This window comes from Flavobacterium sp. GSB-24 (assembly GCF_027924665.1).
Lineage (GTDB): Bacteria > Bacteroidota > Bacteroidia > Flavobacteriales > Flavobacteriaceae > Flavobacterium.
Genome location: NZ_AP027043.1, coordinates 176,526 through 189,143, shown reverse-complemented (window position 1 = coordinate 189,143; position 12,618 = coordinate 176,526). Strand labels below are relative to the sequence as shown.

At 33.4% G+C, this 12,618-nt stretch carries 10 protein-coding genes; 4 read left to right on the top strand and 6 right to left on the bottom strand.

What is annotated here, in order from left to right:
• Positions 1-181: 181 nt before the first annotated feature.
• From QMG60_RS00905 to QMG60_RS00890, 4 genes are all read right to left on the bottom strand, one after another.
• Entirely contained in the window at positions 182-742 is a 561-nt protein-coding gene (locus tag QMG60_RS00905; protein ID WP_281866603.1) for an AraC family transcriptional regulator, read from the bottom strand.
• A gap of 1 nt (position 743) precedes the next feature.
• Positions 744-1,271: a DUF3347 domain-containing protein gene (locus QMG60_RS00900; protein WP_281866602.1), complete on the bottom strand. Its 528-nt coding sequence runs from the start codon at positions 1,269-1,271 to the stop codon at positions 744-746.
• Between the two features lie 91 nt (positions 1,272-1,362).
• Positions 1,363-1,689: a hypothetical protein gene (locus tag QMG60_RS00895; RefSeq protein WP_281866601.1), complete on the bottom strand. Its 327-nt coding sequence runs from the start codon at positions 1,687-1,689 to the stop codon at positions 1,363-1,365.
• A 103-nt stretch (positions 1,690-1,792) separates the two neighbouring features.
• Complete coding sequence (locus QMG60_RS00890; protein ID WP_057117704.1) at positions 1,793-2,626, bottom strand: AraC family transcriptional regulator; 834 nt, start codon at positions 2,624-2,626, stop codon at positions 1,793-1,795.
• Between the two features lie 102 nt (positions 2,627-2,728).
• On the opposite strand from QMG60_RS00890, the gene QMG60_RS00885 reads away from it, so the two are divergent.
• The 4 genes from QMG60_RS00885 to QMG60_RS00870 all read left to right on the top strand — a co-directional run bounded on the left by QMG60_RS00885 (position 2,729) and on the right by QMG60_RS00870 (position 11,216).
• Positions 2,729-3,895 carry an MFS transporter gene (locus tag QMG60_RS00885; protein WP_281866600.1) on the top strand — a complete coding sequence of 389 codons (1,167 nt, stop codon included), beginning with the start codon at positions 2,729-2,731 and terminating at the stop codon, positions 3,893-3,895.
• A gap of 626 nt (positions 3,896-4,521) precedes the next feature.
• Positions 4,522-7,773, top strand: coding sequence for a TonB-dependent receptor (locus QMG60_RS00880; RefSeq protein WP_281866599.1), 3,252 nt, complete (start codon positions 4,522-4,524; stop codon positions 7,771-7,773).
• A 19-nt stretch (positions 7,774-7,792) separates the two neighbouring features.
• The gene (locus tag QMG60_RS00875) at positions 7,793-9,589 is read left to right on the top strand and encodes a RagB/SusD family nutrient uptake outer membrane protein (protein WP_057117707.1); all 1,797 of its coding nucleotides are present in this window, start codon (positions 7,793-7,795) and stop codon (positions 9,587-9,589) included.
• Between the two features lie 43 nt (positions 9,590-9,632).
• Positions 9,633-11,216, top strand: a complete 1,584-nt coding sequence (locus QMG60_RS00870) for a DUF4957 domain-containing protein (RefSeq protein ID WP_281866598.1) — start codon at positions 9,633-9,635, stop codon at positions 11,214-11,216.
• A gap of 208 nt (positions 11,217-11,424) precedes the next feature.
• Here the strand turns inward: QMG60_RS00870 and QMG60_RS00865 are convergent, their stop codons facing one another.
• Both QMG60_RS00865 and QMG60_RS00860 read right to left on the bottom strand, forming a co-directional pair.
• On the bottom strand, positions 11,425-11,625 hold the full coding sequence (locus QMG60_RS00865) for a hypothetical protein (protein WP_113676362.1): 201 nt from the start codon (positions 11,623-11,625) through the stop codon (positions 11,425-11,427).
• Positions 11,626-11,695: 70 nt separating this feature from the next.
• The gene (locus QMG60_RS00860; RefSeq protein WP_281866597.1) at positions 11,696-12,616 is read right to left on the bottom strand and encodes a helix-turn-helix domain-containing protein; all 921 of its coding nucleotides are present in this window, start codon (positions 12,614-12,616) and stop codon (positions 11,696-11,698) included.
• Positions 12,617-12,618 lie beyond the last annotated feature (2 nt).

The following is a 12,618-nucleotide window of genomic DNA, read 5'->3' as shown; positions in this document are numbered from 1 at the left end:
GCACGCGAAGGGTTATTTTTTTAAGATTTAAAAGTTCTCAAAGCTTTAGCTTTATGAACTTTGCGCATAAAAGTTAGCCACAGATTAAAAAGATTAACACAGATTTGAAAATCCTTTTAATCTTTTTAATCTGTGGCTAATAAACTTTGTGTAAACCTTTGCGCTCTTTGCGGTTAAATAACTACAAGTTCTCGATCTGGATACGCTTTTTATCTTTCAATTGTTTGAACGAAGTAGGAGTAAAGCCCGTAATTTTTTTGAATTGATTGCTCAAATGTGCCACATTACTGTAATTTAAAATATCAGCAATTTCACTGAGAGAAAGCTCATTGTAAATCAACAATTCTTTCACTTTTTCGATTTTCTGACTAATGAAATACTTTTCAATCGTCGTATTTTCAATTTCCGAAAATAAGTTGCTCAGCGAATTATAATCCTGATTTAGATTTTCGGCTAAATAATCGGACAAGTTGATTTTTAAATCATTGTTTTTATGATGAACCAAATCGATGATTAGATTTTTTATTCTTTCGACGGTTTTTGTTTTTTTATCGTCAATTAAATCAAAACCTAAAACTTGAAGGTTTTCTAATAGAACTTCTTTTTGCTCGTCGCTGATTTCTTTTTCCAGTTCGACTTCACCCAATTCAACAGCAATAGTTTGAAGTCCGAGTTTTTCGAACTCAGACTTCACAACCATTTTGCATCGGCTGCACACCATATTTTTGATGTAAAGCTTCATATTATTTAATCGTTTCTACCACATTTCCGCAAGTCAGCATAGAAGAACCATAATATGGGTTTTTAACTGCTTTTTCTTTGCTCAACCAATCAGCATCTGCCATTGGGCAGTATTGTTTGTAAATTGGCTGTTCTGGACTAGAAACTTTTATAAGGTCATATGTGTTTTTAGATAAAGATTTAAAAGTCTCACGTTGTTTTTTAAGATCTGTTGTTGCCGAAATATTTTTGGCATCAGCAGTAAGTTTTTTTACAACTTTCATCCAAACCGTGTGCTCATTACTTTTTAATTTATCCATTTTTACCGCAGTAATGGCATTTAGTAAATCTTTGGCTTTCGCCGAAGTTAATTTGCTGTCACTTTTTATAAGTGCATCCTTTACGGTAAAATAAGCGTCATACACATTTTGCAATTGAGAATCTACAGCTTCAATTGCTGTTATTTCAGATTTAGCTGTGTTAGCTTGAATGTTATTTGCAGAAAATAATAGAGTGACTGCTGCTGTGATAGCTATGATAGATTTTTTCATTGTTGTTATGTTTTAAAAAGGATTAAGAATGTCCATTTGTTAAAAATTCGTTTTAAAAAAGACCCAATATGGGCTGTCAAAAATAGAATAGTTATATTTTCGGCTTCAGCCAAATAGAAGTAAAGCCAGAAGAAATAGTTACTTCAGGATAAAATGAAAAAGTATTTTTTAGAGAAAAATTAAATACATCGTTAGGTAAATTAAAATCATTTGAATTTAAAATAATGTATTGTAATGCTGAGGTATTGCAGCCTGTGTGAGTGCATTTTCCGTTGCAATTGTGTTTTTCTTTTTTGGTGTTTTTGTTTTCACAGCATTTTTTAGAACAGATGTTTTCCTTTTTAGAAGTCATTTCCATGTTGTGACCACTATTGCATGCATAATTAAAACTCGGAGTTAAAAGGAAACTGAGTGTCATTAAAAACATGAATATGTGGATTTTTCTAGGCAAGGAAATTATTTTTTGAAATACAAATTTAACTAAAAATACTCGAGTAAATCATTTTTTAAGATTTTGATAACTAGAGTTTTTTAAAATCAGTTGGTTTCATGTTTTTGCGTTTTTTAAAATAATTAGTTAGATGACTTTCATCGGTAAAACCAAATTCATATGCAATTTGTTTGATCGGTAATTGATTGTTATGGAACCTTTTCTCGATTAAAGTTGTTCTCAGATTATGAATGTACTCGCGATAACTGATACTGAAAGTCCTTTTAAAATAAGCACTGAAATAAGTCTGGGCAATATTAAAATGATCTGCAATAACTTTTATCTGCACCAATTTGGGCTGGTAAATATTTTGATGAATATAATTGGCAATCTGTTCATTGTCTAAATGCGTCGATTTCATCTGCAGATTCATACCGCGAATCGTTTCTTTAATCAAACCAAAAATGGAAAGGATCTGGTAAAAAACAATCGGCGAAGAGGTGACATCTATATATTTACCATAGGTAACGATGTTTTCAACAGTATTTTTCAGGATAGTTTTACAGGGTTCGTCAAACTTCAAAACCGTTTCTTTGAGAATTTTATCCCGCATAAAACTTTCTGGTGTATTCACGAGGAATTCATCGCAGGTTAGATTTTGTTTGGAGTTGAAATAATTATCTGTGAATTTGATAAAAGTAAATTTGGTGCTCTTTTTAATATCAAAATAGTGTTTGTCGTCTGGCGAAATTACAAATAGATCTCCCGCTTTATAGGGTAGTAGGTTGTTATTTAGGTGATGAATTCCGCTTCCTTTTTTGATGTAAATAATCTCATAATAGGTATGAGTATGCGGAGGCAGATGAAACTTTTCTTCCTCAAATTCATCCAGAACAAGGGTTTTAAATTGATTTAATTTTGGCATAACTTAAATATACAATTTTATATCACAAATATACAATTTCTATCACTGCTAATGATGTTAATTTTGCAACGTAGAAATTTATTCCTTTCTACTTTTAATGAAATGAAGAAAAGTCTTATTGCACTCTCTTTAGGAGGGTTAACTATTGGAATCACAGAATTTGTAATGATGGGCTTGCTGCCTGATATTGCTTCGGATATGAAGGTTTCAATTCCGGTGGCAGGATATCTAATTTCCTCTTACGCTCTTGGAGTTGTTATTGGTGCTCCCTTATTAGTAATCGCCGGAAGAAATTATGCGCCTAAAAAAATGCTTTTAATATTAGCTTTAATGCTGGCTGTTTTTAATGCTTTGTCTATTATTGCTCCAGATTATAATTTTCTATTTGCCTCTCGATTTCTTTCTGGTCTGCCGCACGGAGCATTTTTTGGAGTAGGAGCGGTAGTCGCAAGCCGTTTGGCAGATAAAGGAAAAGAAGCGCAGGCAATTTCTATCATGTTTGCCGGATTGACTATTGCGAATTTAATAGGTGTCCCAATCGGAACTTATATTGGACACCACTTTATTTGGCGTTATACCTTTGTATTAATTGCTTTTGTTGGTTTGCTGACCTTTTTAGCTATTTATTTATGGATGCCGAATCTGGAAAAGGGTGAAAGTGTGAATATGAAAACACAACTCCAATTTTTTAAGAAAACAGAAGCATGGTTAATTATCGGAATTACAGCGATTGGTTTTGGCGGTTTATTTGCTTGGATCAGCTACATTGCCCCGCTATTAATTAATGTGTCAAAATTTTCGCCAGAAGATGTTTCTTATATTCTGATTTTAGCCGGATTAGGAATGGTAGTTGGAAATTTTGCAGGTGGTAAACTAGCAGATAGATTTTCTCCAGCGCCAACAACGCTAGCATTGCTTCTGGTTATGTCAGTTGACTTGATTTTGGTTTACTTTTTCTCCTTTAATCAATATTTTTCATTATTTCTAACTTTCCTAACAGGAGCGATATCATTTTCGGTTATTGCGCCAATTCAAATGCTGATGATTCGTACTGCAAAAGGCGCAGAGATGATTGCTTCGGCATCGCTTCAAGGAAGTTTTAATATTGGAAATGCATTAGGAGCTTTTTTAGGCGGACTGCCTTTGGCTGCAGGACTAAGTTATTCTTCTCCCAATTTAATTGGAGTAGGAATGTCAATTATCGGAATGATTATAACGTTCATTTTGATGAAGCTACATCGCAAGCAATTAGCTGTACAGCACATTTAATAAATCTTTATAATTTTTTAAAGCCCTTAACTTTTGTTTAAGGGCTTTTTTTGTGCTTTAAACGCAGTGGTCTTAAATGAGAATTTTATTTCTAACCCTTTTATAATGCGTTTAAGTCAGAAAATACATTTTAAATTCTAACGGGTTTTCGATTAAAAATTAATTTTTTTTTCGCCTTAGGCTCAATTTTAAGTGTAAAAATAACACCTAATAATTTCATAATTAATATTCATGTAATCGATTGTTTTTTTTATAAAAATCGAATCAAATGAACAATTAATAATAATATATTTAATATTTTATCTTGACTAAAATTATACATGTCATATAAAAAAACATTAAAATTTCGGATATATAATTTTTTTTATGAATTTTTTATGAATTTTTATTTTTCGTTTAAAAAAAATATCTATGTTTGTGTAATCGATTACAACAATTTTTTTTAAGATACGAAATCGATTAAGTACTAAAGGCTGATAAAAGATAAACAGTACACCATTACTGAATACTGGAAAATTCACCGCAAATAAAAATCTGTAATAATTAAAGAGAATAAATTGAACGTAACCACAAAAAACCACTTAAACTAAAAACGAAAAAAAATTAATTAACTTAAACAATCAACCATGAACTTTAAAGATCTATTAAACAAAGGAGCAGATTTTTGCTTTAAACTTGTTTTCTTACTGTGCTTATTGATCGGCAGTCAACTACATGCGCAGGGTACAACGATAGAGGGAACCGTGAAAGATGCTGCAGGACTTTCTTTACCAGGCGTAAATGTCTTGGAGAAAGGAACTAAGAACGGGACTTCTACTGACTTTGACGGTCACTATAAAATAAAATTAACCAACCCGAAAGCTGTCTTAAGTTTTTCTTTTATAGGATTTAAAAGTGTTGACGTTTCGACAGAAGGAAAATCTAAGGTAAATGCTACTTTGACTGAAGATTCTAATAACTTAAATGAGGTTGTTGTAATTGGATACGGAACATCTAAAAAATCTGATTTAACTGGAGCTGTTGCTACTTTTTCAGGAAGTGAAGTTAGAAAGATTCCAGTTCCAAACGTGGCAGAGGCTCTAACAGGCCGTATAGCTGGGGTTCAAGTAACTTCTTCTGAAGGATCGCCTGATTCTGAAGTTAGAATTAGAATTAGAGGAAACGGTTCTCTTACACAGGATGCATCTCCTTTGTATATAGTAGATGGTTTTCCAGTAAATAGTATAAATGATATTTCTTCTTCTGATATTGAGAATATGACAATATTAAAAGATGCTTCATCTACAGCGATTTATGGTTCAAGAGGTGCTTATGGGGTAATTATTATTACAACTAAAAAAGGTAAAGACGGAAAGATTGCTGTGAACTATAATATGTTTTATGGCATGAAAAAAATCGCAAATACTTTTGATGTTTTATCTCCGGAAGATTATGTTAAATGGAATTACGAATATGCTTTGCTTAAAGATAATACTGATTTAAGTTCTTATGAAAAATACTTTGGTAATTGGCAGGATTACGATATGTATAAAGGGATGAAAGGAAACAATTGGCAGAAACAAACTTTTGGACGTACTGGAGAGGTTCAAAGCCGTGATTTGTCTATAAGAGGGGGTACAGAAAAAATGAACTTCAATTTTAATTATGCTCATTATGACGAAGATGCTATAATGATTGGTTCAGGATATAAAAGAAACAATTTGTCTCTTTCGTTAAATTCTAAAGCTTCTGATAAAATTGATCTTTCTTTCACGGTACGTTATTCAGATACCGAGATTGATGGTGGAGGTTTAAACGAACAAAATGAAGTTTCTTCTGCAGATTCACGTTTAAAACATAGCGTGGGTTATGCGCCAATTCCACTTCCTGGTTTAACTACAGATGATACTGATGAAGCAGTTTCTGGTTATTTAGTCAATCCATTTGTAGCTATTGCAGATACAGATCGTCAGCAATTTAGAAAGAACTTTAATACTCTAGGTAGTTTTTCATGGAAGTTAACTGATAAACTGGTATTTAAAAGTGAACTTGGTTTAGATAATTATAATTATCAAGATTATCGTTTTTTCGGACGCTCTACTTATTATGTTAATAATAATCCTGCAGCCGAAAGACAAGGTATGCCAGCCTTAATGATGGGAGATAGAAAAGATACTCGTTTCAGAAATGCTAATACATTAAATTACGACTTCAAAAAATCCCTCGGTGAAGATCATAGCTTGAGAATTCTATTAGGAGAAGAGTCTATTAATTACGAAAGAAATGATGTTAGTAGTGTTATACAAGGCTTTCCATTGTTCTTTAACTTTGATCAAGCTCAAAAGTTAACAACTCAAGGAACTCCAATATCTGTTGATAATTACTATGCACCAGATGATAAATTACTTTCTTTCTTTGGTCGTGTAAATTATGACATTAAAGATCGTTACCTTTTTACAGCAACTTATCGTGCAGATGGTTCTAGTAAATTCTTAGGTGACAATAAATGGGGATTCTTTCCTGCAGCAGCAGCAGCTTGGAAAATTTCTGGGGAAGAATTTATGAAAAATGCTTCGTGGGTTAATTTACTTAAATTGAGAGTAAGTTATGGTGAAGCAGGTAACAATAATATTCCAACTGGACAAATGGTGCAGAGTTTCTTTTCATCTACCTCAACTTGGATTAATGGAGTTGATAATTATTGGGCTGCTTCTAAAACAATGGCAAATCCTGATTTGAAATGGGAGACAACCGTAACGCAGAATTTAGGATTAGATTTTGACTTGTTTAAAAATAAGGTAACCGGATCTGTTGAGATCTATAAAAATATCACAAAAGATTTATTAATGAATTTTCCAACTCCAGGAAGCGGTTATGATTTTCAATACAGAAACATGGGAGAAATTCAAAATTCTGGTGTAGAGGCGACTTTAAACTTAAATCTTATAGAAAAACCAAAGTATGGATTAAGTCTATCTTTTAATGCTGGATTTAATAAAAACCGCATCAATTCTATTGGTGTAATGGATAATTATGGATTTCCTTCAGGTTGGGCCTCTACTGCAATTGGAAATGATTATTTAGTGAATGTTGGACAACCTGTCGGTATTATGTACGGATATAAAAGTGCAGGACGTTATGAAGTATCTGATTTTACATATGATGGAACAAAATACACTTTAAAACCGTATTTCTTGCCAGATGGTGTTACAAGAAATCCAGAAGGAGTTGCAAGCGCATCAACAGTTGTAGGGACAATAGCACCAGGTTCTATGAAATTACAAGATGTTAATAATGATGGTGTCGTTGATGTAAATGACCGCACAATTATTGGAAATGCAAATCCAAAAAGTACCGGAGGTATAGTTTTAAATGCAAATGCTTATGGATTTGATCTTTCGGCAGCATTCAATTGGAGTATTGGGAATGACGTTTACAACGCTAATAAAGTTGAATTTACTACTTCAAACCCGAATGGACAATATAGAAATTTAACTTCAGAAATGGCAGATGGACAAAGATGGACAAATTTAGATCCTGCAACAGGACAATTAGTAACAGATCCAGCAGCATTAACTGCGCTTAATGCTAATACAACCATGTGGTCTCCATATATGGCTAGATATGTTTTTAGTGACTGGGCAGTAGAAGATGGTTCATTCTTAAGATTAAATACATTGACTTTAGGATATACCTCTCCAAGTTCCTTAACTTCTGCATTAGGAATATCTAAATTGAGATTTTATTTTACTGCAAGTAATGTTTTCACTATTACGGGTTATTCTGGACCAGATCCAGAAGCTTCTACAAGAAGAAGTTCGGCTCTTACACCGGGTGTAGATTACTCTGCATACCCGAGAAGCAGACAATTGATTTTTGGTTTAAACCTTAATTTTTAATTAAACAAAATTTCACAAGATGAAACATAAAATATTTATAGCAGGATTAATTTTAGCAAGTATTTTTACTTCCTGTTCAGACGATTATTTAGATGGAGAGGCAAAATCAACATTAAATGAAGCTTTAATTTTTTCTACCCCTGGATTAGCTGAAGGTGCAATAGATGGAATTAAAATTCCATTTGCAGAAACTAACTCTTACAGAGGTCGTTTTCTTCCTTTTTATGGTTTAAATACAGATGTTGAATGGTATAACTCTTCTCAGACTGTTAGTGATGCATCAGATTTATGTACTTATGATCCAAAACCAGAGAATTCTCAAATGAATACCACAAATAATGCCTGGGCAATGATGTACTCGGGAATTGAGCGTGCTAATGTTTGTATTCGTGGTTTGCGTGCATATGGTGATCCTCGTCCAGGTACTGAGTTAGGGTATTTGCTGGGAGAAGCATTAACGTTAAGAGCGATCTATTACGCAGATTTAGTAAAAGCTTGGGGAGATGTTCCTGCTCGTTTTGAGCCTATTGAATCAGCAACAATTTATATTCCTAAATCTAGTCGTGATGTTGTTTATAAACAAATTATTGCCGATTTAGGAGAAGCATCAACTTTAGTTCCTTGGCCTGGAGAAACTCCAGCTACAAGTAGTGTAGAAAGAATTAATAAGGCATTTGTAAAAGGTTTTCGTGCACGTTTAGCACTAGCCGCTAGTGGTTATCAGCAATATCCAGACGGTATAAGAAGAAGTACAGATCCAGAATTATCTGTTGCAAATATGTATGCATTGGCTTTATCAGAAGCTCGTTCTGTTATTTCAAGTGGAAAGGCTCATTTAGAATCTTCATTTGAAACATTTTGGAAAAAATACAATCAAGAATATTTAGTAGCGGGAGGAGAATCTTTATGGGAACTTCCTTTTTCAGATGGTAGAGGCCGTATGTTATTTACTTTTGCTGTTCGTCACACCACAAACGATCAATTCCATGCTAATGGAGCTAATCGTGGAGGAACTGCAGGACCGCTTCCTACTGTATTTTATGATTACGATCAAGCAGATACAAGAAGAGACGTAACTTGTGTTCCGTACAAATATGGAACAGCTGTAAACAACATTGCTAAGCAAGAATTAGGAGCGCTAAACACTTGGTATTTTGGAAAATATCGTTACGAGTGGATGACTCGTTTTGTTACTTCAACAAACGATGATGGAGTGAATAAAATTTACATGCGTTATGCAGAAGTTCTTTTGATTGCCGCTGAAGCAGCAAACGAATTAGAAGGTCCAGGTGCAGCAGCTCCATACTTAAAGGAAATAAGAAGAAGAGCTTTTCCTGCTGCAGTTCAATCAGTAAAAGTTGATAATTATGTAGATCAATTGACCAGCAAAGAAGCAATGTTTAATGCGTTGGTTGAAGAAAATAAATTTGAATTTACAGGTGAAATGGAGCGTAAGCAAGCGCTTATTCGTTGGAATTTGTTAAAAGTAAAATTAGACGAAGCTAAAGTAAATATGAAAAATTTAGCTGATCGTACTGGACGATATGCTGATGTCCCTGCCACTCTTTATTATAGATATAAAGCAGATAATGTAAGCTTGGAGATTTATGGTCTTAATCGTGGTGAAAGTACTAACCCTGGTACAGGTTATTCATCTATTCCGTGGACTTGGACGGGCGCAACTGCAGATACTAAGATAAATACTTTGTATAAACCAGGTATGAATCCAAATGATAGACAATTCTGGCCAATCTGGCAGGTTTTTATTGAATCTAGTAATGGAAAATTAGTTAACGATTACAATTATACTAAGTAAATCTCAAGAAAGAGTATCATTAATTTATTAAGACATTATGTTTATGAAAACAAAATATATATTTAAAGGATTAATAGTTATGCTATTGCTGGCACTGTCTTTTTCAAGCTGTGAAAGTTATAACGAAGCTTTAATAAATGAATTGGATGTAAGCAGAGAATTTTCACCAATTGGACTGAAGGCTACAGTTAGAAATCAAACTACAGTAGAATTAAATTGGACTGTTAAAGAAGATGCAGATCATTATGTAGTAGAATTTAGCGCAGATGATCCAGATTTTAAAACGATTTTTAAAACAGTAAATGTTGCTCCAACAGAACTACCTGTTCAAGTAGCGCTAGAAGGAGAAACAGTTTATTCTATTAGAGTGAAAGCAGTAAGTGCAGCAGGTTTAGAAGATTCTAAATGGTCTATTACTTCAGCGACGACTTTGTCTGAACAGCTTTTCTTAGCTTCGATTGATGGTGATATTGAAGCAAAACAAGTTACTTTAAGATGGACGCCAAACAGCAACGTTACACAAATTGTTGTTAACCCTGGAGCAATAACACATGTTATTACACCAGCCGAAAAAACTAGCGGTGTAGCTGTAGTAACAGGATTGACAGGAGAGACTTCTTATACAGCAGATTTGTTTAATGGTACTAAGAAAAGAGGAAATAAAGCTTTTACAACTGCAATTGATATCGGAACTGGTATTTTAGTTAAGAAAACAGATGATTTAATGCAAAAAATTGCAGACGCAGCTTCTGGAGCAGTTCTAGTTTTAGAGCCAGGAGTTTACACAGCCGATAATCAAACGGGAGCAATTACGTTAAATAAATCAATTACTTTAAGAGGATTACGCTCTTATGACAAACCAAAACTTCATGTGAATTTCGTATTAACAAATGGTTCAGCTAATCTAAGTTTAATAGATTTAGATTTAAAAGGTGACAAAGGAGCTGCCGGTGCTGCTGTTTCAGTTGTTAAATACAATGATAACAATGTTACATATGGTGCGCTTTTAATAAGCGGCTGTAATGTTCATGACTATGGAGTATCATTGATTAGTGCAAACTTAGCCGCTTCTAAAATTGCTTCTGTTATAGTAGAGAATACTTTTGTAACAAATGTTCTTACAACTGGAGGAGAATTTATAGATGTTAGAGGCTCGCAAGTAGCTCAGCTTACTCTTAAAAACAGTACGTTTAATAATTGCGCAACAGCGAGGTATTTTATTCGTATGGATGCAGGACTTACTGGTTTAACATCAAATGTGTTAATTGATGCTTGTACTATTTCTAATCCAAATATGCTTGCTACTAATGGTAACGCAATTTTATACACAAGATTTGTTACAACTGCGGGAATAATTGTACGCAATACATTGTTTGCAGCTACGCCGGCACCTTACACAAGAGAGGCAGCAACACCAAATCCGACATTTACAAATAACAACTATTTCAATTCACCAAACTTAAATAGTACGGTTAATGCACTTGCAAATAACAGACCAGATTTGTCTGCTTCTGCAACAGCATTAGATCCTCAATTTGTCAATGCCGCAAGTGGAGATTTTACACTTAAAAATCAAGCTTTAATTGATAGAAAAGTTGGAGATCCATATTGGTATGGTGGTAGATAACTAGAATTCATGGTTAATAAATAGGAAAAGCGGTATACAAGTAAAATTGTATATCGCTTTTTCGTTATTATTCTGATTTTCCAGATTTTGCTGTAACTGAAAATTGTCACTGAATACTAAAAAAATTATTCAATAGCAAAATCAAATTTTTGCAATAAAATTTAGTTTCCATATTATCTGGTAAAAGGTGTTGAAGGCGTTTTGATTTTTATTCTAATTCGATGCATTCAAAAATGCCATTGTTCAGAATTAAATGTGGAATATCAAGTTCACTGTCAACCCTTAAAATATTATCGCAGTCTTCAAGATCAAAATTCCATAAAGTATTTGGCAATAATTCATGAAGCAGAACAGAAGCCGACTCAAATTTTGATGGACTGTCAACAGAAGTTTTAAATACATAAATCATAATTTGCTTTTTTGAACTGGCAAATTTCTGAAAAAAGTAAAGCTGTTTGTTAGGATTCTTTAATCAATAATTAGGACTTATCAATCATTTTTCGATAGCGAATGGGTGAAATTCCTTCTGCTTTTTTGAAAAAACGGCTAAAGTAAGACTGGTCTTCAAATCCCACTTGCACTGCGATTTCACCTATAGAAAGTGACGTTTGAAACAGTAAATATTTGGCTTCTAATAATATGTTGTCGTCAATCCATTTTACTGCCGATTTTCCAGTTACTGTTTTGACACATTTATTCAAATGGTTAGGTGTTACGTTTAGCAATGACGCGTAATAATTAACCTGATGCTGTGTTTTTATTTGATCATGAATAAGTTCCTTAAATTTTCCTGTTATTACCTCAGCGGCCGAAATCCCTTTAGAAGTTTTAACAGCATTTTTATTCATTTCATAAAACAAAGTAATCAAATACGACTGAACGATATTCAAATCTGTAAATGCAGTCTCTGAATATTCTTTTTTCAATCGATCCAAAATATTGGTAATAGGATTTATTTCTGGAGGAGTAAGTGTAATTTTAGGATTCCCAGATATTTTTAAAAAATCAAAATCATTCAGCAATTCACGGCTGCCGTATTTTCGAATTAAAATATCGGGATGGAATTGACAGACATAGCCTTTGTGTATATTGTTAACATTGTCAAGCGAAAAAATCTGACCCGCAGGTATCATAATCATTTCATTATCGGTCGTTGTATATTCCTGATAACCCAGTTTCATGACATGTCTTCCTGATGAAATGAAAATTAAGGTATGACAAGAATGTTTAGAAGGCGGAACAGGATGCTGCATCTGCATTACTTCTTCAATCTCAAGACAAAAGAAATGATCAGAATTTGATTTGAAAAGCAAATGTATCGGATTGTCTTCTCCTAAAAATTTCTCCCGAAATCCTTTTGCTTCGTAGGTCTTTATTTTTTCGACTCCCTTTGTTTTCATGC

Coding starts and splice junctions, on each gene's coding strand:
- QMG60_RS00905 (WP_281866603.1), bottom strand. CDS start 742: ATGAAGCTTTACATCAAAAATATGGTGTGCAGCCGATGCAAAATGGTT.
- QMG60_RS00900 (WP_281866602.1), bottom strand. CDS start 1,271: ATGAAAAAATCTATCATAGCTATCACAGCAGCAGTCACTCTATTATTT.
- QMG60_RS00895 (WP_281866601.1), bottom strand. CDS start 1,689: ATGACACTCAGTTTCCTTTTAACTCCGAGTTTTAATTATGCATGCAAT.
- QMG60_RS00890 (WP_057117704.1), bottom strand. CDS start 2,626: ATGCCAAAATTAAATCAATTTAAAACCCTTGTTCTGGATGAATTTGAG.
- QMG60_RS00885 (WP_281866600.1), top strand. CDS start 2,729: ATGAAGAAAAGTCTTATTGCACTCTCTTTAGGAGGGTTAACTATTGGA.
- QMG60_RS00880 (WP_281866599.1), top strand. CDS start 4,522: ATGAACTTTAAAGATCTATTAAACAAAGGAGCAGATTTTTGCTTTAAA.
- QMG60_RS00875 (WP_057117707.1), top strand. CDS start 7,793: ATGAAACATAAAATATTTATAGCAGGATTAATTTTAGCAAGTATTTTT.
- QMG60_RS00870 (WP_281866598.1), top strand. CDS start 9,633: ATGAAAACAAAATATATATTTAAAGGATTAATAGTTATGCTATTGCTG.
- QMG60_RS00865 (WP_113676362.1), bottom strand. CDS start 11,625: ATGATTTATGTATTTAAAACTTCTGTTGACAGTCCATCAAAATTTGAG.
- QMG60_RS00860 (WP_281866597.1), bottom strand. CDS start 12,616: ATGAAAACAAAGGGAGTCGAAAAAATAAAGACCTACGAAGCAAAAGGA.